This window comes from Rhodococcus sp. IEGM 1302, assembly GCF_030056935.1.
Lineage (GTDB): Bacteria > Actinomycetota > Actinomycetes > Mycobacteriales > Mycobacteriaceae > Rhodococcus_F > Rhodococcus_F qingshengii.
This window is the reverse complement of record NZ_JASHKY010000011.1, coordinates 102,380-128,091: the sequence shown is the minus strand read 5'-3', so window position 1 is coordinate 128,091 and position 25,712 is coordinate 102,380. Positions and strand designations below refer to the sequence as shown.

The following is a 25,712-nucleotide window of genomic DNA, read 5'->3' as shown; positions in this document are numbered from 1 at the left end:
GGTCACTGAAGATGGCACGTCAGCCCATCGACATTGATTCCCTCGCCGAGGCGGTGCGCGGAAATCAGCGTGCCGGCCTCGCTCGGGCGATCACCCTCGTCGAGTCCACCCGCGACGACCACCGGGCCCTCGCGCAGCAACTTCTACTGAAGTTGCTGCCGGAGGCCGGGGGAGCGCACCGGATCGGCATCACCGGCGTTCCCGGCGTCGGCAAGTCGACCTTCATCGACGCGCTCGGAATGTACTTGCTGGGCAAGGGACATCGGGTTGCGGTGTTGGCGGTCGATCCGTCGTCCACCCGCACCGGCGGCTCGATTCTCGGCGACAAGACACGCATGGCTCGGCTCACCGTCGAACCGAATGCGTACATCCGGCCGTCACCGACGTCCGGCACGCTCGGTGGTGTTGCCAAGGCAACCCGCGAGACCATCGTGCTTCTCGAAGCTGCCGGTTTCGACGTCATCCTGGTGGAAACGGTGGGTGTCGGCCAGTCCGAAGTCACTGTTGCCAACATGGTGGACTGCTTCACGTTCCTGACCCTCGCTCGTACCGGTGATCAGCTCCAGGGCATCAAGAAGGGTGTCCTCGAGCTCGCAGATCTGGTGGCGGTCAACAAGGCCGATGGCAAGCATGAGCGCGAGGCAAAGGGCGCTGCCCGCGAATTGGCGGGTGCGCTTCGCCTGATCTACCCGCACGACGCCATCTGGAAGCCGCCCGTCATCACGATGAGCGGTCTCGAAGGTGTCGGGCTGGACGAGTTCTGGGGAACTGTCACCAAACACCGTGAGGTGCTCACCGAAGCGGGACAGTTCGAGGAGAAGCGTCGCAAGCAACAGGTCGATTGGACCTGGACGATGGTCAACGATCAGCTGCTACGCAGGCTCTCGAGCAACGATCGGGTGCGTGCGATCCGGGCCGACGTCGAGCAGAGCGTGCGTGACGGTTCGCTGACGGCAGCGTTGGCGGCGGGGCGAATTCTCGACGCGTTCGACGGAAGCAACTAGCGCGGAAAGAACGAAATCCCGGGTATCCGAGCGCGGATACCCGGGATTTCTTCTGTGACGAGCTATCGTTCGCGTTTGACTGCAGGCTCGGTGAGTTCGGTCTCGACAGCGAGTTCGACTCCCGTGAAATCGCCTTCTGCCTCGGCCGGGGTGAGCGTGGACCGCTTCCACGCGTAGAACAGCAGCGCTGCCCACGCGCCGAGAATGGTCAGGTAACCGGCCACTGTGACCGCCCCGGTGATGTCGAAGGATTTGAACAGCTTCTGTGCGTTGGTCAACACGATGACGCCGCCCACCGCCGTTCCGAGCAAGGTTGCAGGTACGCGGCTGACCAGCCACGCCGCGAACGGAGCTGCGATGACACCGCCGAGCGCGAGACCGGCGACAACGAGGAGGTTTCCCGCCGACTCACGTCCCAATCCGACAAGGAATCCCAGCGACGCGGCTGACGCGACCAGAAACTCCGAGGCGCTGACCGAGCCGATCACGGTGCGCGGCGCGGTCTTTCCTCGTGAGAGCAGCGTGCTGGTGGTGATCGGACCCCAACCACCACCGCCGGATGCATCGATGAAACCACCGAACAGGCCGAGTGGGGACAGGAAACGTGCAGTGTGCGGGGTGGTACGAGCGTCCGCGACGGCCGGTGGGCGGACCGAAAAGCGTAGTGCCACATAGATACCGATGGCCAGCAGGATCGTCGCCGTGATGGGGACTGCCGCTTCGGTGGACAGACCCGAGAGCACAGTTGCGCCGATGAATGCACCGACTGCGCCGGGCACACCGAGCTTGGCGACGAGCTTCCAGTCGATGTTCTTGAACTTCCAATGCGACACACCCGAAGCGAGGGTGGTGCCGACCTCGGCCAGGTGAACAGCGGCGCTGGCCTGAGCCGGACCGAGGCCACCGATCATCAACAGAGTGGTTGCGGTGACACCGAAGGCCATACCGAGGGCGCCGTCGACGAGCTGGGCGCCGACGCCGACAAGGGTGAACAAAAGAAGGTTGAACATGAGAAGACAGACTCCGAGCGAAGAAGCGACAAAGTCAGGGGTGCAGGCAGCGAGAATCGCCGCTCAGCAACACGCCTGATCGAAGCATGCGCTACGACGAGTGGGCCAGAACGCCATCAATCCGAGCGCAAATGCCGGGGAGGCATCGTGGCTGGAAATCTGCACGTCAGGTCCTTTGTTCTCGTTCGTTGGTGTTCTGTCCATGCGAGCATAGCCGGTGACCGGCTCGGTCAACCCACGACGCGGGCGTAATTTCCCACTCGGTGGACAAGTCGATCGAAGAATTCCGCCGGATCGGTTCTGACCGCGATATCCGCGTTGGGCTCACGCTGCCAGTGCCCGACCCAGTCCGCGACCGTCGTTCCGATCAGCAGTGGACTCTCGGTTTCGACATCTACCGTTGCCGGTTTCAGCGTCGCCAGGCTCGGATCGAGCGCGACGGCAGCAGCGAAGGGATCATGCATGTGAGCAAGAAATCCCTGGTCGTATTCACGATGGAATTCCATGTAGAACCGGATTGCGTCGGACATATGCCTGATCACGCTGTTGGACGCGGAACTGCGGACGTCGGGACCGTCGTCAGGCGAGATGATCTCTTCCGGGGTGCTCCCGGCAGCTTCGGCGAGCCGACGCACATGTTCGGGGAACATCTCGATGGATTCGGTGACGTTGAGGCCGCAGATGATCGGGCGCCGGTGCGCGGGTACGACGGAGAACGCGTCGAACACCTCCTTGGCGGCGTGCGGATCCACCGAGACGTTCCACTCCGCGGTCGGCGTCGTGTTGCCCGGATAGTTGAACGACCCACCCATCACTACCAGTCGCTTCAGCAGAGACGGCAGATCGGGTTCACGTCTGATCGCCAAGGCCAGGTTGGTGAGCGGCCCCGTCACCAGCCCGGTGAGTTGTCCGGGGTACTCCCGGACGAGATCCACCCAGAGGTCGGTGGCGGTTCGGACCGAGCGCTTGCGACCCGAATCGGGGAGGACCGCATGGCCGATTCCTTGCGGACCGTGAGTCTCCTCGGTGGTGCGCAACGGTATGACCAATGGCTCGCGGGCGCCGAGTGCAACCTCGATGTCCGGGGCGCCGCAGAGCGCAAGCCAGTTCAAGTTGTTGGCCGCGACCTGTTCCACCGGAACGTTGCCGGCGGTGCTCGCAATCCCCAGTATCTCGGCTTCGGGGCTGGCAAGGAGATAGAGAAGCGCCAACGAGTCGTCGATACCGGTGTCGACGTCGACGATGAGCTTGTGCATGTCACTCATCGGTGGCCACCAGGATCGTCGGGGAATGCAGGACGGGGAAGTTCACCGACCGAGCGATGAAGCACTTCGTGTGTGCGGGGCCGTGAAGCTCCTGGGCCTTCTCGACCATCGACGCCTCCGCGACCAACACCGTCGGATTCAACGTCACTTCGATGAACTGGCCGCCGCCATCGGATTCCTCGATCATGCTGCCGACCGGCTGATCGCTGTAGTCGAGAACGACGACCCCAGCGGCAGCTGCCAGCCCGAGGTACCAGAGCATGTGGCACTGGGCGAGGGAGGCAACGAGCAGTTCCTCGGGGTTCCATCGCTGCGCGTCACCGCGGAACGAGGGATCGGAGCTGCCGAGAAGTTCCGGCTTTCCGACCGCGGATATTGCATGATTGCGCGAATATCCCTGCGTGCTGGACGTTCCGGTTCCCAGATCGCCCGTCCACTGAAGGTCGAGTGTGTAGGTATGTGACTTCACAGGTCCATCTTGCCCTGAATGTGCCGGTCCCTCAGTGTGCCCACTCCGCGCGATCCGATCCCCACGGATGGGCTGGTTCGGGGTAGTCCTCGAACTCTGCCAGCGCGGGTCGTGCGGTGGTCACGTCGGCATGGTTGACAACAACATTCAGGCCGGGAGCCGTCGGCAGACCAGGATGGGCGGTTCGGCCGGGTGCGTCGAGAAGACGAGCGCCTGTGCTTGCCAGCGACACGTCGACGTCGCGGCCACGGCCGTCGTGCGAGCGCAGTGTCAACGCGTCGAGGATCCCCGCTGCCAGGAAGTATCCGGTCGAGTGGTCGAGTGCCTGCGCCGGAAGTGCGCCAGGGTTCTCACCACCCTCGAGGAACGAAATGCCGGACGCGGCCTGCACGATGCTGTCGAAGCCACGGCGATTCGCCCACGGACCTTCCCATCCCCATGCGCTGACGCGCCCGTGAATCAGGTGGGCGGGAAGATCCTGCCCGATGAGCGCTTCGAGTGCACCCGGCCGGTAGCCGGTGACCAGTACGTCTGCGGTTTCGAGGAGTTCTCGGAACGCTGTCGCTCCCGCCGAGGACTTCAGGTCGAGAAGCGCCGACCGCTTGCCCTGTCCACTGTCGAGGTGCTGCCATCCGATCTCGGGGATCGCCGGGGGATCGATCCGCAGAACGTCAGCGCCGACCAACGCCAGGGCGCGCGTCGCGACCGGACCGGCGATGACGCGGGTCAGGTCGAGAACGCGTGGGCGCGTCGGATGCGTGCGGGGTTTTCCCTCGTCGCGTGCTCGGATGGATACCAGAGGCGCAGACCTCGCAGCTGCGCACTGCTCACTCAGGCGCCACTCGGTCTCGGTACGAACACGGACCGCGATGGCTCCGATCTCGGCGGCCTGCTGCTCGATCTCGATGGTGCTGAGTTCGGATATCCGTTGCGCCACTGCATCTTTGGGTGATCCGTGATCGAGCTCGAGGACGGCGAGCAGGCGGTCGCGATGGTGCGGATAGTTGCCGTGCGTGCGGACCCAACCGTCGCGGGCGGCAAAGAACCCCGAGTGCTCGGAGAACCCGTTGATCGGCTCGCCGCCGATCCGGAACAGTCGATCGCTCGAGAAGGACGCGGCGATGCGCTCGGGATCGAGGGTCCAGTGTCCGTCGCCCGGGCCGGTTGACCGATGAATCGCCGAGGCGAACGCCGCTACCGAGCCCGCAGCGAGGTCGAACACCGGCAAGTGCGCCGCAAGGAAACCCGCCGAGTCCGGGCATTCGATGTGCCCGCGTCGGTCGTCGGTGTGCACCCCGACGTCACGCTGGTATTCGTCGAGATAGAACCCGTACCCGTGATCCATGCGACGCCTTTCGGCAGTTCAGTGGCCGAGAAGCTCCCGGCACTTCTCTGCCAGCGTATCGCGGAGCGGCGCAGCACGATCCGCCAACTGTTGTTGCTGACGCACGTATTCGGCGCGGCCCGCGGGAGTTTCGATACGAATGGGGGAGTACCCGTACTCGGCAAGGTCGTATGGGCTCGCGCGCATGTCGAGTTCACGGGCCAGGAGCGCGTGTTCGAAGCACCGCATCACCAGGTCGGAATCGACGAGTGGCAACAACTTGAAACTCCACTTGTACAGATCCATACCGGCGTGCAGGCAGCCCGGCTGTTCGTGATCGATCTGAGTTTCGCGTGCAAGCGGGAGCGAGTTCTTGGGGGCCGCGTCCGGTGTGAAGAACCGGAACGCGTCGTAGTGCGTGCATTTGAGTGGCAGGGATTCGACGACCGCGTCGGTACCGGCGAACCCGAGTCGCAGCGGCACCGACTGGTGACGGATTGCGTCCTCGCCCCCGCGATAGACCATCGCCCATTCGTGGAGGCCGAAGCAACCCAGCACAGCGGGCCGCGCAGACGTCTGATTCAACAGATTCCACACGAATTGGACTGTGTGACGCCGACGCTCCAGCACTGAGGCCTCGACCGTCGCGGTACCCGACCCGTCGACGCGGTAGCCGGAGAAGGCTGCGTATTCGGCGGCGTTCTCGAGCGCGACTCCGTACCCGGGGTGCCAGCGGCGCAGTTGGGCGGGTTTGAAGTTGTAGTACGTGAAGAGGAAGTCGTGCACCGGGTGAGAGATACCGGCGCTACGACGCGCTCGGTGCGGCTCGACGAGCTTCTCCACCTCCTCGAGGTGAAGTGCCCGCCGAGCCGTCCACTCGCTCTGCGCGAGTGCGAGTGAATGCACCGAACGTGTCATCGATCAGCTGTTTCTTTGTCCGGGAACAGCATCCGTGCCGCGATGCGTGCCATCGCGGACCGTTCCGACGTACTCCTCGAGGAGATCCTCGAGCGCGACGATACCGATCACCACTCCGTCAGCGTCCGTGACAGCGCCGAGGTGCGAGCTGGCCCGACGAAGGCCGGCCAACGCTTCGGCCAGCGGTGTGCTGAGCGGAACGATGGGCAGCGGCCGGATATCCGACGTCGGAACGACGGTGTCCGGTCCAGCGGCCTCGTCGAGCACCTCGTCGAGCACGTCCTTGAGGTGCACGTACCCAGCCAGCGATCCGTCGCTCGCTCGCACCGGGTAACGCGAGTATCCGGTCTCGATGACCGCACGCTCGATCTCACCCAGTGTTGTTCCCGACGGTGTGAGGGGAATGGTCCGCACCTTGTCGAGAGTGATCAGGACCTCGGAGACGGTCCGATCGGTCGATTCGAGTGCCTGCTTCAACCGCCGGTGTTCTTCGGCGTCGATCAGACCTTCGGATCGCGATTCACCGATCATCGCGGACAACTCCACCGCCGAGACCGTGACGTCGAGTTCGTCCTTGGGTTCGACGCGCAGGAGCTTGAGCACTCCGTTCGCGCACAGGTTGTAGAACGCGATGATCGGGCGAGCGATCTTGATGAACGCCAGATGCACGGGAACGAGCAGCATGGCCGTCTTCTCGGGGCCGGCCAACGCGATGTTCTTGGGCACCATCTCGCCGAGCAGGATGTGCAGCACTACGACGAGCGACAGCGCGATGGCAAACGAGATCGGGTGCAGCAATCCGTCGGGCAGGCCGACGGCTTCCATCGGCACCTCGAGGAGGTGCGCAATGGCGGGCTCGGCGACCTTACCGAGGAGGATCGAGCAGATCGTGATGCCCAGCTGAGCCGCCGCAAGCATGAGCGAGAGGTTCTCACCGGCCTTGATGACTGTGAGCGCCCGCTTCTTGCCTTGCGCGACCAGTGCTTCGAGGCGGTCACGTCGTGCGGAGATCAGTGCGAACTCCGCACCGACGAAGAATGCATTGCCGGCGAGCAGCACGACGGTGAGGAGTACACCGAAGAGGTTATTCATCGTCGGACTCCTTCTTGCTGTCGTCTGCGGATTCGGGTTCGACGTAAGCGGGGACCGGCGTGATGGTCACCCGGTCGATACGGCGGCCGTCCATGCCGGTCACTCGTGCAATCCACTTTCCGCGCGAATCACCGGACGAGTCGACGTCGGGCAATTCCACCTCGTCACCCTCGTCGGGGATGCGGCCCAGTTCGGTGAGCACCAAGCCGCCGAGCGTGTCGTAGTCGCCTTCGGGAGCGGTGTACCCGGTAGCCGAAGTGACCTCGTCGATGCGCAGGAGACCGGAGCACGACCATCCGTCGCCGACGCGCTGTACGTCGAGTTCGGGTTCGTCGTGTTCGTCGCGCACATCGCCGACGATTTCCTCGATGAGGTCTTCCATCGTGACGATGCCGGCAGTTCCGCCGTACTCGTCGACGACGAGCGCAACCTGCATGCCGTCGGAGCGGATCCGCTCCATGACGGTGTCTCCGTCCAGGCTCGACGGCACGACGGGAACACGTTGAGCCAGACTGTCGACGCGCGTCGTGCGCCTGCGCTCGGCCGGAACGGTGAACGCGTGCTTTATGTGTACGACGCCGACCGTGTCGTCGAGATCGCCGCGAACGACCGGGAAGCGCGAATAGCCGGTCCGCGACGCCGTCACGATCAGGTCTGCGACGGTGTCCGAGAGTTCCAGCGATTCGATCTTCACTCGCGGAGTCATCAGCTCTTCTGCCGTGCGGTCACCGAACTGCAGTGAACGGTCGACGAGCATCGCCGTGCCCTTGTCGATGGAGCCGCGCTGCGCGGACGTCCGCACGAGGGACCCGAGTTCCTGCGGTGATCGCGCGGAGCGCAATTCCTCCGCGGGTTCGATGCCCAGGCGTCGCACGATCCAGTTGGCGGTTCCGTTGAGGCCGTTGATGGCCCACCGGAAGATCAGCGAGAACCCTGCTTGCAGGCCCGCAGTCGCGCGGGCGGTGGGCATCGGCTTGGAGATTGCGAGGTTCTTCGGTACGAGCTCACCGAAGATCATGGAGAACGAGGTCGCGATCACGAGCGCCAGGATCAAAGACGTTGTCGAGGCAGCGGATTCACTGAGCCCGACGGCCTTCGTGACCGGTGTGATGAACCGTGCCAGGACCGGCTCGGCCAGGTAACCGGTGATCAGGGTTGTGATCGTGATGCCCAGCTGAGCGCCGGAGAGCTGGAACGAAAGAGTCTTGTGCGCGTGTTGAACCTGCCGCGAGCGTCGGTCGCCGCCACGAGCAGCTTCGTCGACGGTGCTGCGTTCGAGCGCGGTCAGTGAGAATTCGGCCGCCACGAAGAGGGCGGTGCCTGCAGTCAGCGCGATGAAGCCGACCAGGCTGAGAATGGTGAAAACGATGTCCATGTGTCATCGCCACCTGAGATGTGCACGGGGGCCGCCGGGTTTGTCTCCCGGCTCGCTAGAGGAGCCCTCCGAACCGGCGGAATCAGAAGATTCCTCGGATAAAACGACGGGTGTAGCGCCGGGTAAGTGTGTGGGTGCCTCGGGCACCGGGTTCCTTTCGTCAGAGCCGAGTAGTTCTCGGCTGTAGCGGGCTCGGTCGGGTCGCCGAAGGGCACCCGACCGAGTTTTGTTTTCTGTTTACGGATCCAATGATACCGGCGGGTGCCCGGGAGTAGGGACCCGAGCACCCGCCGACAGTCACAGAACGTGGTTCACCAACCAGACGGAAGCGGCCGTCCTTCGGCAAATCCGGCGGCGGACTGCACGCCCAGAACGGCCTTCTCGTGCAGCTCCTCGAGAGAGCGCGCACCCGCGTACGTGCAGGTACTGCGCACGCCGGAACAGATCTGATCGATCAGGTCCTCGACTCCGGGGCGCTCGGGATCGAGACGCATCCGCGAACTGGAGATGCCTTCCTCGAACAATCCCTTACGAGCGCGATCGAAAGCCGTTTCGGTGGCCGTGCGAGCGGCAACAGCGCGCTTGGAGGCCATACCGAAGCTCTCCTTGTACGCGTTGCCCGCCTGATCGACTTTGAGATCGCCGGGGGACTCGTACGTGCCGGCGAACCACGAGCCGATCATGACGTTCGACGCGCCCGCCGCGAGGGCGAGTGCAACGTCGCGGGGGTGTCGAACGCCGCCGTCGGCCCAGACGTGCTTGCCGAGCTCACGTGCCGCTGCAGCACATTCCGCGACGGCCGAGAACTGCGGGCGTCCGACGCCGGTCATCATGCGAGTCGTGCACATGGCTCCGGGTCCGACGCCGACCTTGACGATGTCCGCGCCTGCGGCGATCAGATCACGGGTTCCCTGTGCGGAGACCACGTTGCCTGCAACCAACGGGACGCCGAGATCGAGCGCCTTGAGGGTGGTGAGCGCATCGATCATTCTCTGCTGGTGACCGTGAGCCGTGTCCACGACGATCACGTCGGCACCGGCGTCGACGAGTGCCTTGGCCTTGGCGCCCACGTCACCGTTCACACCGACCGCCGCAGCGACCCGGAGTGCGCCGCGCTCGTCGACTGCGGGGTCGTAGATGCCGGCACGGATCGCGCCGGTGCGGGTGAGGACGCCGGCAAGAGTCCCGTCTTCGTTGACGATGACCGCCAGCGGATCGTGCTTGGTTTCGAGCAGTTCGAAGACCTCACGCGGTGTGGCGGTGACCGGGGCCGTGACGAAGTCGGTGATCGCGACGGTACGGAGGCGAGTGAACCGATCGACATCCGCGCAGGCAGCCTCGGTGACGACACCGAGAGGCTTACCGTCCTCGACCACCACGACCGCGCCGTGAGCGCGCTTGGGAAGCAGCGCCAGCGCATCGGAGACGGCGTCGTCCGGACTCAGCGTGACCGGCGTATCGGCGACGAGGTGGCGGCTCTTGACGAACGCCACGGTCTCGGCGACAGCGTCGGTGGGGACGTCCTGCGGAATGATGACCAGTCCGCCGCGGCGGGCGACAGTCTCCGCCATGCGGCGGCCGGCGACTGCGGTCATATTGGCGACCACGACGGGAATGGTCGTTCCGGATCCGTCGGAAGAATTGAGATCGACGTCGAACCGAGAGGTGACCTCGGTCCGGTTAGGGACGAGGAAGACGTCGTCGTAGGTCAGGTCGTATGGGGGGCGTTGCCCTTCGAGGAACTGCACGTTTCACGAGCCTACCGTCGATTCCGCCGTAGCGCCCTCGGTATCGCGCGCTTGTGAGCGGGAGAGGGCGATCGTGGTCATGATCATGACGGCGACGGCGCACCCGATGAGAGCAATTCCGGGACCGTCGACGCGGAGGCGTTCGTCGAGCACTGTCATCCCCAGGAAGATGGCCGCGATCGGCTCGCCGATCGTCAGGGCGGGTAGCGACGCCGACAGCGGCCCGACCTGGAACGCGCGCTGTTGCAGGTAGACCCCGATTGCGCCCGAGGCGATCAGCGCCCACGTCTGCCATGCCGAAATCACCCCGATGACGCCGTGGCCGAGTAGGTCGGTGACGTACTTGGTGAATGCGACGGCGACGCCGTAGAAGATGCCTGCCGCAGAGCCGAGAAGCAGTGCGCGCCAGCCGCCGTCGAGTTTGGACAAGCCGCCGACAGTTGCGGCCACGGCCACTGCGACCGTAATCGTCAGGGGCACAGCCCAATCCGACCATGGAGCATTGCTGTCTCCCTCGGTGGGATCGCCGACGACGAGGAAGATCGCCAAGGAAATCGCGAGCATGATCGCCAGTGACCACGCGGAACGGGTGATGCGGATTCCCGAGAATTTGGCCGAGAGAGGCAGCGCGAACAGCAACGAGGTCACGATCAGCGGCTGCACCACCAACACCGAACCCAACGACAGTGCAACGGCCTGCATGACGTACCCGCCGCCGTCACCGATCAGCCCGGCCCACCACCGAGGACTGCGAATCAACGACGCCACCAACGCCTCGCCCTCGGGAACCGCGGACGCCGCCCGTTGCTGAGCGACCGAAGCGCACGCGAAGAGCAGTGCAGCGAGAAGTGCGCAGAGAACCGAGATCAGTGGAAGATCACCCATTCCCTCAGTGTGCGCGCTTGCCCGCCCGATTTCCGGCAGACGGCTTTCCTGCGCCGGGTGCGCCGCGACGCGGGGTCAAGCCCTTGGACGCCAGACGCTCCGAACGGGTCGGGACCGGAGTGCCGTCCGCACGGATCTTCTTCACACTCTTCGGATCGGTGACGCGCCGCGAGGAGGCGGCGCGCTTCTCGCCGTCCTTCTTCATCCGGCCTCCGGCAGCGGTCCGGCCTGCAGTGTCGTGTTCCTGACGGCCACGCTTGGCGGTGTGCTTGACGGCAACCGTCGTATCGGGAGCCTCGACCGGAATTCCCGTCGGCTCCATCGCACCGGTGATGCGCGTGAGTTCAAGATCGTCAGGACGAACCCGCACACCGTGAACCTTGATGCCTGCCTGCTTGGTCAACTTCTCGACCGAATCACGTTCTTCGTCGGTGACGATGGTGACGACGACGCCTGATTCCCCGGCGCGTGCCGTCCGGCCGGCCCGGTGCAGGTAGTCCTTCGCCTCGGCCGGGGGATCGACGTGAACGACGAGCGTCACGTCGTCGACATGGATTCCGCGCGCGGCGACATCGGTGGCGACCAGGACCGGTGTTGTCCCGTCGGAGAACGACGCGAGGGTCTTGGTCCGATTGTTCTGCGTCTTGCCGCCGTGCAGAGCCCCGGCCGAGACGCCGATCAAATGCAGTTGCTGCGCAAGACGATCCACACCGTGCTTGGTCTTGACGAACATGATGGTCCGCCCCGCGCGCGAAGCGATATGTGCGACAACGGATCTCTTGTCGTCGCGGTCGACGAAAAGCAGGTGATGCTCCATGGTCGAGACGGTCGCAACCGGGGGAGCAGTCGAGTGCGACGCCGGATTGCGCAGGTAACCCGCGACCAGATCGTCGACCTTGCCGTCGAGTGTCGCCGAAAAGAGAAGACGCTGACCGTCTTTCGGAGTCGTGTCGAGAATCTTCGCAACCTCGTCGATGAAACCCATGTCTGCCATGTGGTCGGCTTCGTCGATGGTCGTGATCACGACGTCGTCGAGAATCACCGACTTCTGGTCGAGTAGGTCGAGTAGGCGCCCGGGGGTCGCAATCAGCAGATCGACGCCGCGGGCAAGGATGTCGGCCTGACGCTTGATCGGAACGCCCCCGACCGCATTTGCCACACGCAAACCGATCTCGGTAGCGGCGTCGTCGAGTGCCTTGTGGATCTGGATCGCCAGCTCACGGGTGGGAGCGAGCACCAAACCGCGCGGACGATTCCGCTGGCTCGCCCCACCCTTGAGGCGCACCAGCATCGGAAGCCCGAAGGCCAGAGTCTTTCCGGAACCCGTCGCACCGCGCCCGAGTACATCCCGACCGGCAAGAACATCGGGGATGGTTGCCGACTGAATGGGGAAGGGGGCATCGATGCCGCTTCGGCGCAACGCGTGCACCATCACGGCGGGGATTCCGAGGTCGACGAACGAACGCCCTTCGGTCGAGGTGGGCGAGTCGATCGTCGATTCCTGCATTTGTCCAGGCTACCGGGTATCGGTAGACGCAGATGACCGCATCTACCGATACCCGCTGTGAATCAGGCCTCGATTTCGCTGCGGTCACCGCTCCACAGTGTGTGGAACTTGCCCGGCTTGTCGATGCGCTCGTAGGTGTGCGCGCCGAAGAAGTCGCGCTGACCCTGAGTCAGGGCGGCCGGCAGACGCTCCGCGCGGAGACCGTCGTAGTACGACAGCGAGGACGCGAACGCAGGTACCGGAATGCCGAGCATCGTCGCGGTGGCGACCACGCGGCGCCAGCTGTCGATGCCTGCCTCGATGGCCTCGCGGAAGTACGGCGCCAGAATCAAGCTCGGCAGGCTCGGATCCGCGTCGAACGCGTCCTTGATGCGGTTGAGGAACTGCGCACGGATGATGCAGCCACCGCGCCAGATCGTCGCCAGGTCGGCAGGCTTGAGGTTCCAGTCGTACTCGGCGCTGCCGGCAGCGATCTGATCGAAGCCCTGCGCGTACGCCACGATCTTCGACGCGTACAGCGCGGCCTGGATGTCGGCGGCGAACTGCTCGGCGTCAGCAGGCTTGTCGCCGAGAGAGCCGGCAGCCAGACCCTGCGCCTGAGCTGCAGCGCGCTGATTGCGGCTACCGGACAGTGCGCGAGCAAACACGGCTTCGGCGATACCGGTGACCGGCACGCCCAGATCCAGAGCGGACTTGACCGTCCAGCGGCCCGTGCCCTTCTGCTCGGCAGCGTCGACGATGACGTCGACCAAAGGCTTGCCGGTCTCGGCGTCGACCTGGCGGAGCACCTCGGCGGTGATCTCGATCAGGTAGGACTCGAGGGTGCCCTTGTTCCACTCGGTGAAGACGTCGGCAACCTGACCGGCGTCGTAGCCCAGAGCGTCGCGGAAGAGGTTGTACGCCTCGCCGATGAGCTGCATGTCGGCGTACTCGATGCCGTTGTGCACCATCTTGACGAAGTGACCGCTGCCGTCGGGGCCGATGTGCGTGCAGCACGGGGTGCCGTCGACGTGAGCGGAGATGGACTCGAGAAGCGGGCCGAGAGCCTCGTAGGACTCCTTCGGGCCGCCCGGCATGATCGACGGACCGTTGAGTGCGCCTTCTTCGCCACCGGAGATACCGGCGCCGACGAAGTGCAGTCCGCGGGCGCGGATCGCCGCTTCACGACGGATCGTGTCGGTGTAGAGCGAGTTGCCACCGTCGATGATGATGTCGCCGGGCTCCATGGCGTTTGCGAGCTCTTCGATGACAGCATCGGTCGGGGCGCCGGCCTTGACCATGATCAGGACGCGTCGCGGCTTCTGAAGTGCGGCAACAAACTCCTCGACGGTCTCGGTGCGCACGAAATCGCCCTCGGAACCATGCTCGGCGATCAGGGCATCGGTCTTCGCGATGCTGCGGTTGTGCAGGGCAACGGTGTGACCGTGGCGGGCGAAATTGCGGGCAATATTCGAACCCATGACGGCCAGGCCGGTGACGCCGATCTGAGCTCGGGGTGATTCGGTGCTAGTGGTTGACATGCTTACAGCTTTCCCTCTCGGTCCGCGGCTGTGAAATCCTGCGCTGTGCGCAGCCGAAAACGGTGCGGCCGCGACGCGCGTGAACATCAGACCGTGCATACAAAACACGGATGCAGATCACTTTAATTGCAGTGACCTGCATCCGTCTCGATACAGCTTCCGGCACAGCCGGAAGGTTCTCAGTGTTCAGTTGTCGAGCCGCAGCTCAGCGCAGGTATTACCGCTGATCGCGCTTCGGGCCGTCGAATCCGTCATAGCTACGACGGTCGGTGCGGCTGCGGAAGCCGCCACCGCTGGTCGAGGCTGCACGGTTGTCGCCGCCGTCGCGGTTGCCCTGGTAGCCACCGGAAGAGCGGTTGCCCTGGTAACCGGTCGAGGGGCGGCTGTCGCGATCGCCGTACGAGCGGTTGTTGTCACGGCTGCCCTGGTATCCACCACCGGACGAACGGTTGCCCTGGTATCCGCCGCGGCTCTCGCCGTCACGGCTTCCCTGGTATCCGCCCGAAGAGCGGTTGCCCTGGTAACCCGTCGACGGGCGGCTGTCGCGGTCTCCGTAGGACGGACGGCTGTCACGGTTACCCTGGTAACCACCGCTGGAGCGATCACCCTGGTATCCACCGGAAGAGCGGTTGCCCTGGTATCCGCCGCGGCTCTCGCCGTCGCGGTTGCCCTGGTAGCCACCCGAAGAACGGTTGCCCTGGTATCCACCGGACGAGCGGTTGCCCTGGTAGCCGCCACGGCTTCCACCACGATCACCGAAGGAACGCTCGCCACGAGAAGAGCTCTCGCGCAACGGTTCTCCGGTCGGCTTCTTGGCGCCGGTGATGCGAGCAAGTTCAGCAGAACCCGGGGTGACGGCAACGGCTGCGGCATTGACGCCGGCCATACCGGTCAGACGCTTGAACTGACGCTTCTGGTTCGGCAGCACGATGGCGACAACGGTGCCCTTCTCGCCGGCGCGAGCGGTACGACCAGCGCGGTGCAGGTAGTCCTTGTGGTCGGCCGGGGGATCGACGTGAACGACGAGGTCGATGCCGTCGACGTGGATTCCGCGTGCTGCGACGTCCGTTGCGACGAGGACCGGGGTGCGGCCGTTCTTGAAACGCTCGAGGACGCGGGTGCGCTGGTTCTGTGCCTTGCCGCCGTGAAGCGACTCGGCAGCGATGCCGACTGCGCGGAGGCGGTCGGTGATTCCCTCGCAACCGAGCTTGGTGCGGGCGAACATGATGGTGCGTCCGTCGCGGGCACCGATCTCGGCGAGGACTGAATCCTTCTGTCCACGATCGACGAGGAGAACGTAGTGCTCCATCGTGTCGACGCTTGCGCGGCCGTCTTCGGTGGAGTGGGTGACGTGGTTGGCCAGGAACTGACGAACCAGCGACTGGACCTCACGGTCGAGGGTTGCCGAGAACAGCAGACGCTGTCCGTCTGCGGGGGTCTCACCGAGGATCGAGCGAACCTCGGGCAGGAAGCCCATGTCCGCCATCTGATCGGCTTCGTCGAGTGCGGTGATTTCCACCGAGTCGAGGATGCAGGTGCCCTGACGCAGGTGGTCGCCGAGACGACCCGGCGTTGCGACGAGGACGTCTACGCCGCGGCGAAGCTGATCGACCTGCTTGGCGAACGGCGTTCCACCGACAGCGGGGCGAACCGTGAGTCCGAGTGCTCCGGCGTAGGAGTTGAGGGAGTCGACCACCTGGAAAGCAAGCTCACGGGTGGGGACGAGCACGAGTGCGCGGGGACGCTTGGCGGCCGGGCGATCTTCGTGGCGTGAGAGGCGGGTCAGCATCGGCAGGCCGAAGGCGAGGGTCTTGCCCGATCCGGTCTGTGCGCGGCCGAGAACGTTGGTTCCGGCGAGCGCGTCCGGGATGGACTGCGCCTGGATGGGGGACGGGACGGTGATGGAGTTGCGCGCCAATGCGGCAACAAGTTGCTCGGGCAGGCCGATCTCGGCGAAGGTGATACCCGGCTCGGTGGCGACTGCTTCTTCGGCAGCGGGGGTGTTGACGGTGGGGTCTTCGATGTTCTCGGAAGACGACATTTGGACAGCGTTGGTCACGCGGAAACCTCTCCGGACTACGGGCACGTCGCGGAGCGGAAGAAGCCATGCTGAAATACACGACACAGTTCGCAAAGGGACGAGCCAGGGCACATGTCACCTGGCAATCCGAACGCATACTGCGGGGAATTGGGCTGTGTGCCGTTATATGTTGACGGACCACGTTGGTGGCCGTGATCCACTCTACGCCACCGGGGACACCGAAGTCAGGTAGCCCCGCCTGTGACCTGCACTACTACACGGGGTTACGCAGGTCAAGACTCAGTATGCGTTGAAAAGCAGTCGAAGTTCGGTGAGCCAGGGCACAGCCACCGCAACCGTGGGAACAACGAGAATCGCGACCGCCCCGAGATACGCAAAAACTGCGATGCGGGGATCTGCGTCGTCGGCCGAGAGGCGTTGCACTCGGATGAGCGTCGACGGCCCGCCCGCTGCCATTGCCCCGCGGGGTGCCGTCGATCCGGCACACGCGACAAGCGCCCGCGCGAGGGGAGTGGGACCGGTAGCCCGCACGGCTGAATCGTCGGCGAGCAACTCCACCAGTAGCTGCACCGATCCCAGGGCCGACTTGCTACGAACGAAACGGGGGAACGCGTGGTTGACGGCAGTGAAAGCCTCGAGGACCAGATCGTGACGAGCTCGCAGGTGGGAACGCTCGTGCGTCAGGATGGCTTTGACCTCGGCATGATCGAGGTTCTGCAGAGTGCCTTGACTGAGAACCACGCGTTGACGCAGACCTGGCAGGCAGTATGCGATCGGTTCGTCGACGTCCAGTACCCGCAGATCGGGTGTGCGTTCCACCGACGCGGGCATGGCGCAGTCGTCGAGAAGGTCCACCAACACGCGGTGACGTGCACGGCGACGTCGGGTTCGCACAGCGACCTGGATGATCGAGAAGATCAGCTTCGCGCCGATCAGGAGCGTCAGGGCAAAAACAACCACGTACAGAATCCACAGTGGGAGCCCGAGTGCATCGATTTCGGCGGTCGGGGCCGTCGTCGGCCTACCGTCAGCGCCGGGAACGAGCAGCTGGCTGGCAATGGCCAGGCCCGAGCTGAATGCCGACAACACCGCAGCAATTGCGACGGCTTGCCACAGGACCAACGCCGCGCGTGGAGCGCGGTACGGCCACGTGGAGCGGCTCAGGAGTGCGGGAACCGGACCGGCCAGCAACAAGGCAAGCAGTCCGAAAACCAGTGCAGTAGTGGCGTTCATGTCCTACACATCATGCACGACGAAATCAGTTCGGCCTAGAAATTCCGGGCTGCGCAGCCTTTTTCGCGGACTCGCGCACCTCGAGGGCAGCGAGCGCTTCGCGGAGAGCATCGGCTTCGTCAGCATTGACCTGTCCCACGAAGTGGACGAGCGCCGCAGCGCGACCGCCGGACTCCGGAGCCTGGGCCAGCGCGTCGACCATCAGACTCGCGACCAGTTCTTCGCGCTTGTTGACGGGAAGATAGCGATGTGCGCGATCGTCACGCTGCTGAATCACCAGATGCTTCTTCGCCAGGCGCTGCAGAACGGTCATCACCGTCGTGTACGCCAATTCGCGATGCGTCGCGAGTGCTTCATGCACCTGTCGCACAGTTTGCGGTTCCGATGTGGACCACAAATGATCCATCACCGCGCGTTCGAGTTCACCTAGACCTGCCATTCTTCGATTCTACGGACTTCCACGACGAAATACGTACTACTGGTAGTAGTAACCACCTCGGTGGGGGTGTGGTATTGGCCATAGTGATCTGCGTGACGGTTACGGTGGTGTGAGACGACGAAAGTCCCGACAATGACGATGCCCGATAATTGCAAGCCAAACAGTCGATCCGCAGAAAGTAGCCGCACGTAGATGACGATCGACAGTTCGCCGGGCACCGAAGAATCGACATCACGGGCGCGGGTAGTCACGCAGAAAGCTGCCGGCATCATCCGTTTCGGCATTCGCGACGCACCGTTGACGGTCGTTCTACTTCTCACCATGTGGATCGTGGGTGCCGCAACCGGCAGCCTCGTTCACGGACCGTCCCGCGATCTCGAGCACACGATCGGTGCCGGAATGGGCTCGATCCAGCACGGCCGCATCTGGACGCCGCTCACGTCCGTGCTGTGGGCAGGAAACCTGCTCGGGTACCTCGGCGCGACCGTGCTCCTGATCGCAGTCGCCGCACCCCTCGAACGCCGAATGGGAACGATCAAGCTTGCGATCGCCGGCGCAAGCACTCAAATCCTGGGAGTCCTGCTCGGGCTCGGCTGGGCGTCGTTTGCGAAGGTGTTCGATTCCAGTTGGGGATTCCGCCTCCACGTGGGCTCCGCGGTCGGAGCCAGTGCATGGATCGTCGGCGCTGCGATGGCCGCCAGCTCGAACATGGGCACCCTGTGGCGCCGTCGCATTCGCGTCGGAACTTTGGCGTTGACGATCACTTTGGCCTTGTTCAGTGGTCAGCTGCAAGACGTCATCCGATTCTTTGCCGCTGTGGTGGGTTTGGTGATCGGTCAGTGGATCGTCGGACGATCGGCGCGCGGTGAGCGCATCGCCGGGACACAGCGAGAGGGTCGCGTCCTGGTCGCCATCGTCGTCGCGGCGAGTGCGATCGGCCCGATGATCGCCGCATTGTCCCCGCAGGCGGTCGGCCCACTCGCGGTCCTCCGTGACCTCTTCCGCGGAGTTCCCTGGACTGTCGCCGAGGTTCGAGAACTGTGCGAGGAGTCCTCGTCGGATCCGGACTGCCGACGAGGACTCCTCGAGCTCAGACTCTCCGGTATCGGCCCGACTCTGCTCTCGCTGATGCCGTCGATCTTCGTTCTCGTGTTGAGTGACGGGCTCCGTCGTGGCCGCAGATTCGCCTGGATTGCGACAGTGTGTGCTCAGGTCGTCCTACTCGTCCTCTCGATCGGGAACTTCGTCATCAGGTTCGTCGACGCCGTCGACAGTGACAGCTTGTTCTACGGAATCAGCGATCCGAACGTGTACCGAACTCTGGTGCCGTTCCTGACACCGCTCTTCGTACTGATCCTGCTGATCGCGACACGTCGATACTTCGACGTCGCGGCCCCGGCCAAGACATACCGACGTCTCGGTGCTGCGATCGTGACCTTGCTCGCGGTCCTCGCCGTGATCTACGTCGGCGGCGGAATGCTCGCCAGGCACGGGTTCGATCGCGAGCCCACCGTAACGATGTTGCTCGCGGACTTCCCTCAGCGCCTTGTACCGCCCGTGTACCTGCAGTTGATCGATCCGCGTCTGCTTCCCGTGGACATCGAGTCGACGTTGCTCTTCGAGTGGACCGGCGTCGTGTTCTGGGGCGTCGCCGCCGTGTTGGTGTTCGTGAGTTTCCTCAAGCCGGTCAAGACCGCCGATCCCAAAGCCGCCGAACGAGCACGATCCATGTTGATCGCCGGTACCGGCAGCCCGTTGTCCTGGATGACGACGTGGAAGGGAAACACATACTGGTTCAGCGCGGACGGTTCGAGTTACGTCGCGTATCGCGTCATCGCCGGTGTTGCTCTCACAACCGGTGATCCGGTCGGTCCTCCAGATCGCATGCGCACGGCGATCGAGGAGTTTGCCGAGTTCGCTTCGTCGAACGGTTGGATTCCCTGCTTCTATTCAGTGACCGACGACGCCCGAAGCATCACTGATTCCATGGGCTGGAGCGGCCTGCAGGTCGCCGAGGAAACCGTGCTCGACCTCGGACAGGTCGCGTTCACAGGAAAGCGGTTCCAGGATGTGCGAACAGCACTGAACCGGGCGAAGAAGTCCGGGATCACGGCCGAGTGGATTTCCTTCCCTCATGCACCTCTCGCGATCAAGGATCAGATAGTTGCGATCTCGGAGGAATGGGTGGCGGACAAGGGGATGCCCGAGATGGGATTCACCCTCGGCGGACTCGACGAGATCGACGACGAACAAGTGCGGTGCCTGATCGCCGTCGACGAGGATCGCACCGTGCACGGTGTCACGTCGTGGCTACCGGTGTACCGCGACGGCAAAGTCGTCGGGTGGACACTCGACTTCATGAGGCGACGCTCCGAAGGATTCCGTCCCGCGATGGAGTTCCTCATCGCCTCCGCTGCACTGAAATTGGAGGAGGAGGGCGTCGAGTTCCTCAGTCTGTCCGGTGCACCGTTGGCAACAATCGCCGGTGACTCCGAGAGGAATGCGAACGAACCGGAGGCCACGACTTTCTCGGCGATGATTGACAGCGTGCTCGACCTACTCGGTCGCACCCTGGAACCGGTGTACGGATTTCGTTCGCTGTTGGCCTTCAAATCGAAGTTCCAGCCTCGGTACGTGCCGATGCACATGACCTTCGCCGATCCAGCCGCGTTGCCGAGCATCGGGAACGCGGTCGGACGGGCGTACCTGCCAACCGTGACGATCGGTCAGGGATTCAAACTTGTTCGGACGATTCTGGGTCGCTGATTCGCGATCGTCACGCAGGCTTTGCCGGCCCGCCGACGGCGCCGAACACGTGCCGGGTTCCGATCGGAACGATCAGCGGCCGATCCGAGACGGGATCGTCGATGACCGCAGCTTCGAGACCGAACACCTCGAGCAGAAGTTCCGCGGAAATGATGTCCTTGGGGACACCAGAAGCGACGACGGCGCCGTCGCGCATCACGATCAGATGATCGCTGTATCTGACCGCGAGATTGAGGTCGTGCAGAACCATCACCACGGTGCGCCCCATTTCCTCGTGGAGTTGATCCACCAGGTCGAGGACTTCCATCGAGTGCGCGAGGTCCAGATAGGTAGTCGGTTCGTCGAGAAGCAGAATGTCGGTTCCCTGGGCGAGAGCCATCGAGATCCAGGCCCGCTGGCGCTGACCGCCGGACAATTGATCGACGGGTCGATCGGCGAGATCCGAGACACCGGTCAGCTCCAGCGCTTCGGCGACCTCGCCCTCGTCGTCCGCGGACCACTGCCTGATCCACGACTGGTGCGGGTGGCGCCCACGTGAGACCAGATCGGCGACCGTGAGTCCTTCGGGCGCAACCGGAGTCTGGGGGAGCATTCCGAGCACCCGTGCGACTTCCTTGGTCTTCATCGAACTGATCGCCTTGCCGTCCAGGACGACCGATCCGCCCTTGGGCTTGAGCAGACGACCGAGCGCACGCAGGAGCGTCGACTTGCCGCAACCGTTGGGGCCGATGACCGTCGTGATCACGCCGGTAGGGATCTCGAGATCGAGTCCGTCGACGATGATGCGGTCCCCGTACCCGAGCGTCAGGTTCTTGGCGACGAGACGCGAAGGAGTATCGGTGGACTGGGCGATGGTGGTCATGCTGTGACCTTCCGATTGTTACGAACCAACAGGTAGAGCAGGAACGGACCACCAAGTGCGGAAGTCACGATTCCGACGGGGAGTTCCACAGGCAGAATTGTTCGAGCGATGACGTCGCTGCCGACCACCAGTACAGCACCGGTCAGCGCGGACGCCACGATGGGCGGGCCGGCAGAGCGCACCAGACGCATGGCGACCTGTGGCGCAGCCAGGGCGACAAAGCCGACCGGACCTGCTGCGGCGGTTGCGATGGCGGCCAGCGCCACGGCGGAGAGCAACAGTTTGGCCTGCGATGATTGCAAGCGAACACCGAGAGAGGTGGCGTTGTCGTCGCCCAACCGCAGCGCTCCCATGGTGAACGAAGCGATCACCGCGTAGCCGCCGACTACCGCGACAGCGATGGCTACCGGCCACATCTGATTCCAGGTGGCACCGTTGAGCGAACCGTTGAGCCACACCTGTGCGCGGGAAGCATCGTTGATGTCCGCCGAGATGAGAAGCCATCCCGTCGCTGCCACGAGCATGGCGTTGATGCCGATGCCGATCAGGATGAGGCGGAACCCCTCGACGCCTTTTCGCCATGCGAGGGCGTAGATCACCACAGCTGTCAGCAGACCGCCACACAGTGCAGCCAACGGAATCCCCAGTGTGGCAAGCAGTCCCACGAACGAGCCACCCCCGCCGAGTACGATGAGAGCAACCGCGGCAGCACTCGATCCAGCCGTGATTCCGAGGATGTCGGGGCTGGCGAGGGCGTTGCGAGCGATCGTCTGGGTGACCGCACCGGCAATGCCGAGTGCCATACCGATGAAGAGTGCGGTGAGCGATCGAGGAAGTCGGAGGTCGAAGACGATCAGGTTCTGTGTCTTGCTTCCATTACCGAGCAGGACGGAAATGACATCGGGGATCGCGATCGGATAGTCGCCGCGTCCGATGTTGATGCAGAGCAGAAGGAACAGCGCAACTGCGAGGGCAATGCTCACCGACACCGCGAGTGGGCGGTAGACCAGCGAGAATCCACCGATACGAATCGACTTACGTGAGGGGACGGTCCGGGGGAGTACCCGGAGTTCTTGCTTGAGCGTCACAGACTTGCCAACTTTCTGCGGCGTACGAGAGCGATGAAGAACGGGGCGCCGAAGAGGGCCAGGATGATTCCGACCTGCAACTCGCCGGGGCGCACGACTACGCGACCGATGATGTCCGCGGTGATCAGCATGACCGCACCGAGCAAGCCCGCGTACGGGACCAGCCAGCGGTAGTCGGGTCCGGTGATGGCCCGGGCCACGTGGGGGACCACCAATCCGATGAACGCGATAGGTCCACATGCTGCGGTCGCGGCGCCGGTCAGCAGGGTGATCGCGATGATGCCGAGTGTGCGACTGAACGCGATGTTCGTTCCCAAAGCTTTTGCGACGTCTTCACCCAGGCTGAGGACATTGAGACCAGGCGTACTCGCCAGGGCGATGACCAATCCGAGTATCAGGAAGGGGAGGACCTGCCAGAGAACGTCGAACCCGCGACCGGACACCGACCCGACTACCCAGAAACGGTAGGCGTCCAGACTGGTCTGGTCGAGGATGATCACGGCATTGGTCATGGCTTGCAGGAAGAACGCGACGGCTGCTCCCGCCAGAGCCAGACTCAGAGGGCTTGCGCCGCCGTTTCCGATGGAGGACAAGCCGAAGACGACGATGCTGGCGACGAACGATCCTGCAAACGCGAACCAGAGGTACTGACTCGGGGCGGTGAAACCGAAGAGATAGATCGCCATGACTACGAAGAAAGCCGCGCCGGCGTTGAGGCCGAGTAGTCCGGCATCTGCCAACGGGTTACGCGTGTGTCCCTGAATCAGGGCGCCGGCGATACCGAGTGCGATGCCGACGACAAGACCCAGGATGGTCCGCGGAGCGCGCAACGTTCGCACGATGATGTCCGTCTGGGTGCCGTCCGAACTGAAGATGGCGTGGAAGATCTCGGCAAACGTCAGCGGACGTGCGCCCACCGCGATGCTCGCGAGCATGACGAGCGCGAGAAGAACCGTGAGCACCGCGAGACCGATCAGCCGGCGTCGACGTGTTGCCCCGACGCTGTTGTCGCGCGCGAGTTCCTCGAACCCTTCTTCGCGCGCCGTGCTTTCACGGACCACCTCGATACCGGTTCGATCGAACGGCCTGCGCAGAGCCCGGCGAACACCGATGGGCTGCTTTGTCTTCGCGTCACGCGTGACCAGACCTACCCATCCCTTTCCCGAGGTCCGGCCTGTGGCACCTTCGCGGAATCCCAGGTTCCACACGAGGAGACCAACGGCAATGGCTATTGCCGTCCCACCGAATACTGCGCGGTCGGCTTCGCCGCCACCGTTCTCGTCTCGGAGCGACTGAACGACGTACCAGCCGACGAGCAACGGAAGCAGGAACACCCCCGCGTCGAAAATCCCAGCTAGAACACGCATTCGGACAGGAGCCGGGCCGCGCGGCACTATGCGCCGTCCGTACGTCTCGCTGGGTCCTCGGGGATGTCCGTTCCCGAGCGGTTTGATCATCGTCACTGGCGGTTCGAGCTCCTGGTCTTTGTGCGCAGGGAATTCGCATCTTAGGTTACGGAACCCTATGTGGGTGTGCTCCCTGCGGGGCAAGTTCCTGTGAATATGCGGTGCCCAGCGTCACAGTTCTTTACTCTTGAATTATGGTGAGGCTAACCTACATTAAGAACCACAAGACAACTTCGGCCGATTGGAGTGCACGGTGACAATCACCTTGACCACCCAGCATGCGGATGTTCGTGAATTCGAACTCCGGTCGAACGCATTGAGCCGCACCAGCGTTCGCCTACGAGCACTCAACCCTGACTACCCGCGCGTCTACGCGGTTGCCGCCATGTCAGGTGAAGGCAAACGGCGTTGGTGGCAGTTGAGTGAAGGCTTGTGCGGGGATCGGGTGCATCAGATGTTCGCCCGCTCGCTCCAGGATCTCGACAGTGCCGAAGCTGCGGCGATACAGGTCGCAACATCACTGATTCACGCTGTGGTCGGCAGGGTTGCCGCATCGATCGTCTCCGAAGGTGCCGCTTGGGATCCAGGCCTCGAGAACCTGTTCATCCACATGGACAGCGACGGCGGTATCGACTGGGCCGGGGTGATCGACGAGACTCTGCGCGTTGCGCCGAACGGACGGGAGTCCGGCAGTGACGGCGTCGTCGACATGCCGTGCGAAGAAGCGCTCCTCGTCTGGACCGCGCACCGTTGCCTGACCTCGCTACGGGCGATCTACGACGCCGTCTCCAGGTGTGCGCCCGTCGACCAGTTCAGATTCTGGGGCTTGGTAGGGGAGTCGATCCTGGGCGCAGCGGCATATGTCCCCATCTTGGCCGGCGGGGGCGAATCAGCCGCTCAGCGCCGCGGGCAGGGGCTGCTGGACGCTTTTGTCGCCGCCGGACTGCCCGTGCGTGCACGCCGCAAGGTCTCGCTGCGTCCTCGTTGGAACCAGTTCGACGAAGGGCTTGCTAAATTAGGTCAGCCTTGCCTATGATTGTGGAACACCACGCGGAGAGTTACACCCCGCGAGAGTGACGAAACTGCCGGACCGCGCCGGAGTCCTGAGGGCTGCAGAGACTCCCGGTCCTTCCCACGGCGGGTTTCACATCGAATGATGTGAAACCCGCCGGTTCTTTTTCCAGACCTGATTCCAAGCTCGAGTTACCTCTCGTGTAATCAGGTAGGGAGTGGCAGCCACACCGGCGCCAGAGAATCACAGATGGAGATGGCATGGTCGACACTGCTGAGACCGCAGAGATGATGAAACGGCTCGGAACGGGCTTCGACGCCACCATCGGCCTGGAATACACCGAACTGAGCCCAGATCGCGTGCGGGCGCAATGGACCGTCAAGCCCACGCTGCACCAGCCCGCCGGGATACAGCACGGGGGTGTGTACTGCTCGGTGGTGGAGTCTCTCGCCAGCGTCGGTGGCACCGTGTGGCTGGGCGAGCGAGGACACGTGGTCGGAGTCAACAACAACACCGACTTCCTGCGCGCAACGCGGGAGGGCACTCTCACCGCTGAAGCCACCCCGATTCATCGCGGACGCACCCAGCAACTCTGGGAAGTTCGCATCACCGACGAGAACGACCGACTCGTTTCCAAGGGACAGGTTCGCCTCGCGAACATCACCGAGGTGGCGAAGATCGGAAACTGACCACGCGGCAGTCGATCGAATGACGGAGGGCGGCTGCGGAGTTGAACTCCACAGCCGCC

At 63.9% G+C, this 25,712-nt stretch carries 21 protein-coding genes; 4 read left to right on the top strand and 17 right to left on the bottom strand.

The genetic code is table 11. From position 1 onward, the window contains the following. Nucleotides 1-11: 11 nt before the first annotated feature. Complete coding sequence (gene meaB / locus QM609_RS17290) at nucleotides 12-1,004, top strand: methylmalonyl Co-A mutase-associated GTPase MeaB (RefSeq protein ID WP_003945003.1); 993 nt, start codon at nucleotides 12-14, stop codon at nucleotides 1,002-1,004. Nucleotides 1,005-1,066: 62 nt separating this feature from the next. On the opposite strand, the gene QM609_RS17285 is transcribed toward meaB, so the two are convergent. The 14 genes from QM609_RS17285 to QM609_RS17220 all read right to left on the bottom strand — a co-directional run bounded on the left by QM609_RS17285 (nucleotide 1,067) and on the right by QM609_RS17220 (nucleotide 17,830). Next, nucleotides 1,067-2,014 (bottom strand): sulfite exporter TauE/SafE family protein, encoded by a 948-nt coding sequence (locus QM609_RS17285; RefSeq protein ID WP_007727818.1) that lies wholly within the window; start codon nucleotides 2,012-2,014, stop codon nucleotides 1,067-1,069. 230 nt (nucleotides 2,015-2,244) lie between these two features. Further along, nucleotides 2,245-3,279, bottom strand: a complete 1,035-nt coding sequence (locus tag QM609_RS17280; protein ID WP_003945017.1) for a nucleoside hydrolase — start codon at nucleotides 3,277-3,279, stop codon at nucleotides 2,245-2,247. Continuing rightward, nucleotides 3,272-3,748: an OsmC family protein gene (locus QM609_RS17275; protein ID WP_007727816.1), complete on the bottom strand. Its 477-nt coding sequence runs from the start codon at nucleotides 3,746-3,748 to the stop codon at nucleotides 3,272-3,274. Before QM609_RS17275 ends, QM609_RS17280 begins: the two co-directional genes overlap by 8 nt. 31 nt (nucleotides 3,749-3,779) lie before the next feature. Then, nucleotides 3,780-5,093, bottom strand: coding sequence for a CoA transferase (locus QM609_RS17270; protein ID WP_042919788.1), 1,314 nt, complete (start codon nucleotides 5,091-5,093; stop codon nucleotides 3,780-3,782). A gap of 18 nt (nucleotides 5,094-5,111) precedes the next feature. Then, nucleotides 5,112-5,990, bottom strand: coding sequence for a hypothetical protein (locus tag QM609_RS17265; protein ID WP_042919785.1), 879 nt, complete (start codon nucleotides 5,988-5,990; stop codon nucleotides 5,112-5,114). 3 nt (nucleotides 5,991-5,993) lie between these two features. Next, nucleotides 5,994-7,082: a hemolysin family protein gene (locus QM609_RS17260; RefSeq protein ID WP_003944826.1), complete on the bottom strand. Its 1,089-nt coding sequence runs from the start codon at nucleotides 7,080-7,082 to the stop codon at nucleotides 5,994-5,996. Continuing rightward, nucleotides 7,075-8,457, bottom strand: a complete 1,383-nt coding sequence (locus tag QM609_RS17255; RefSeq protein WP_003944847.1) for a hemolysin family protein — start codon at nucleotides 8,455-8,457, stop codon at nucleotides 7,075-7,077. Before QM609_RS17255 ends, QM609_RS17260 begins: the two co-directional genes overlap by 8 nt. Nucleotides 8,458-8,768: 311 nt before the next feature. Continuing rightward, entirely contained in the window at nucleotides 8,769-10,205 is a 1,437-nt protein-coding gene (locus QM609_RS17250; RefSeq protein ID WP_042919784.1) for a GuaB1 family IMP dehydrogenase-related protein, read from the bottom strand. 3 nt (nucleotides 10,206-10,208) lie between these two features. Continuing rightward, a complete protein-coding gene (locus tag QM609_RS17245) occupies nucleotides 10,209-11,090 on the bottom strand; it encodes a DMT family transporter (protein WP_042919783.1) in 882 nt (293 codons plus the stop codon). Nucleotides 11,091-11,094: 4 nt separating this feature from the next. Next, on the bottom strand, nucleotides 11,095-12,597 hold the full coding sequence (locus tag QM609_RS17240) for a DEAD/DEAH box helicase (RefSeq protein WP_050656952.1): 1,503 nt from the start codon (nucleotides 12,595-12,597) through the stop codon (nucleotides 11,095-11,097). A gap of 62 nt (nucleotides 12,598-12,659) precedes the next feature. After that, a complete protein-coding gene (gene gnd, locus QM609_RS17235) occupies nucleotides 12,660-14,117 on the bottom strand; it encodes an NADP-dependent phosphogluconate dehydrogenase (protein WP_007730904.1) in 1,458 nt (485 codons plus the stop codon). Nucleotides 14,118-14,334: 217 nt separating this feature from the next. Further along, the gene (locus QM609_RS17230) at nucleotides 14,335-16,176 is read right to left on the bottom strand and encodes a DEAD/DEAH box helicase (RefSeq protein WP_283337320.1); all 1,842 of its coding nucleotides are present in this window, start codon (nucleotides 16,174-16,176) and stop codon (nucleotides 14,335-14,337) included. 261 nt (nucleotides 16,177-16,437) lie between these two features. Next, nucleotides 16,438-17,391 carry a M56 family metallopeptidase gene (locus QM609_RS17225; protein ID WP_003944922.1) on the bottom strand — a complete coding sequence of 318 codons (954 nt, stop codon included), beginning with the start codon at nucleotides 17,389-17,391 and terminating at the stop codon, nucleotides 16,438-16,440. Nucleotides 17,392-17,416: 25 nt separating this feature from the next. Continuing rightward, the gene (locus tag QM609_RS17220; protein WP_003944876.1) at nucleotides 17,417-17,830 is read right to left on the bottom strand and encodes a BlaI/MecI/CopY family transcriptional regulator; all 414 of its coding nucleotides are present in this window, start codon (nucleotides 17,828-17,830) and stop codon (nucleotides 17,417-17,419) included. A 192-nt stretch (nucleotides 17,831-18,022) separates the two neighbouring features. Here QM609_RS17220 and QM609_RS17215 point away from each other — a divergent pair, with 192 nt between their 5' ends. Further along, complete coding sequence (locus QM609_RS17215; RefSeq protein ID WP_050656949.1) at nucleotides 18,023-20,596, top strand: bifunctional lysylphosphatidylglycerol flippase/synthetase MprF; 2,574 nt, start codon at nucleotides 18,023-18,025, stop codon at nucleotides 20,594-20,596. Between the two features lie 10 nt (nucleotides 20,597-20,606). Here the strand turns inward: QM609_RS17215 and QM609_RS17210 are convergent, their stop codons facing one another. From QM609_RS17210 to QM609_RS17200, 3 genes are read right to left on the bottom strand one after another with little or no spacing between them, the layout of a single operon-like run. Further along, nucleotides 20,607-21,458, bottom strand: a complete 852-nt coding sequence (locus QM609_RS17210; RefSeq protein WP_003945031.1) for an ABC transporter ATP-binding protein — start codon at nucleotides 21,456-21,458, stop codon at nucleotides 20,607-20,609. Then, the gene (locus QM609_RS17205; protein ID WP_050656948.1) at nucleotides 21,455-22,546 is read right to left on the bottom strand and encodes a FecCD family ABC transporter permease; all 1,092 of its coding nucleotides are present in this window, start codon (nucleotides 22,544-22,546) and stop codon (nucleotides 21,455-21,457) included. Before QM609_RS17205 ends, QM609_RS17210 begins: the two co-directional genes overlap by 4 nt. Then, complete coding sequence (locus QM609_RS17200) at nucleotides 22,543-24,003, bottom strand: FecCD family ABC transporter permease (protein ID WP_073512408.1); 1,461 nt, start codon at nucleotides 24,001-24,003, stop codon at nucleotides 22,543-22,545. Before QM609_RS17200 ends, QM609_RS17205 begins: the two co-directional genes overlap by 4 nt. A gap of 202 nt (nucleotides 24,004-24,205) precedes the next feature. Between QM609_RS17200 and QM609_RS17195 the strand changes: the two genes are divergently transcribed. Further along, nucleotides 24,206-24,988, top strand: a complete 783-nt coding sequence (locus tag QM609_RS17195) for a hypothetical protein (RefSeq protein WP_003944809.1) — start codon at nucleotides 24,206-24,208, stop codon at nucleotides 24,986-24,988. Between the two features lie 236 nt (nucleotides 24,989-25,224). Next, entirely contained in the window at nucleotides 25,225-25,653 is a 429-nt protein-coding gene (locus QM609_RS17190; RefSeq protein ID WP_003945020.1) for a PaaI family thioesterase, read from the top strand. Nucleotides 25,654-25,712 lie beyond the last annotated feature (59 nt).

Excerpts from the sequence above, each read along its gene's own strand:
- QM609_RS17245 (WP_042919783.1), bottom strand. The coding sequence starts at position 11,090 with ATGGGTGATCTTCCACTGATCTCGGTTCTCTGCGCACTTCTCGCTGCA.
- gnd (WP_007730904.1), bottom strand. The coding sequence starts at position 14,117 with ATGTCAACCACTAGCACCGAATCACCCCGAGCTCAGATCGGCGTCACC.
- QM609_RS17260 (WP_003944826.1), bottom strand. The coding sequence starts at position 7,082 with ATGAATAACCTCTTCGGTGTACTCCTCACCGTCGTGCTGCTCGCCGGC.
- QM609_RS17225 (WP_003944922.1), bottom strand. The coding sequence starts at position 17,391 with ATGAACGCCACTACTGCACTGGTTTTCGGACTGCTTGCCTTGTTGCTG.
- QM609_RS17210 (WP_003945031.1), bottom strand. The coding sequence starts at position 21,458 with ATGACCACCATCGCCCAGTCCACCGATACTCCTTCGCGTCTCGTCGCC.
- meaB (WP_003945003.1), top strand. The coding sequence starts at position 12 with ATGGCACGTCAGCCCATCGACATTGATTCCCTCGCCGAGGCGGTGCGC.
- QM609_RS17220 (WP_003944876.1), bottom strand. The coding sequence starts at position 17,830 with ATGGCAGGTCTAGGTGAACTCGAACGCGCGGTGATGGATCATTTGTGG.
- QM609_RS17280 (WP_003945017.1), bottom strand. The coding sequence starts at position 3,279 with ATGAGTGACATGCACAAGCTCATCGTCGACGTCGACACCGGTATCGAC.
- QM609_RS17200 (WP_073512408.1), bottom strand. The coding sequence starts at position 24,003 with ATGATCAAACCGCTCGGGAACGGACATCCCCGAGGACCCAGCGAGACG.
- QM609_RS17285 (WP_007727818.1), bottom strand. The coding sequence starts at position 2,014 with ATGTTCAACCTTCTTTTGTTCACCCTTGTCGGCGTCGGCGCCCAGCTC.
- QM609_RS17265 (WP_042919785.1), bottom strand. The coding sequence starts at position 5,990 with ATGACACGTTCGGTGCATTCACTCGCACTCGCGCAGAGCGAGTGGACG.
- QM609_RS17270 (WP_042919788.1), bottom strand. The coding sequence starts at position 5,093 with ATGGATCACGGGTACGGGTTCTATCTCGACGAATACCAGCGTGACGTC.
- QM609_RS17240 (WP_050656952.1), bottom strand. The coding sequence starts at position 12,597 with ATGCAGGAATCGACGATCGACTCGCCCACCTCGACCGAAGGGCGTTCG.
- QM609_RS17255 (WP_003944847.1), bottom strand. The coding sequence starts at position 8,457 with ATGGACATCGTTTTCACCATTCTCAGCCTGGTCGGCTTCATCGCGCTG.
- QM609_RS17215 (WP_050656949.1), top strand. The coding sequence starts at position 18,023 with ATGACGATCGACAGTTCGCCGGGCACCGAAGAATCGACATCACGGGCG.
- QM609_RS17190 (WP_003945020.1), top strand. The coding sequence starts at position 25,225 with ATGGTCGACACTGCTGAGACCGCAGAGATGATGAAACGGCTCGGAACG.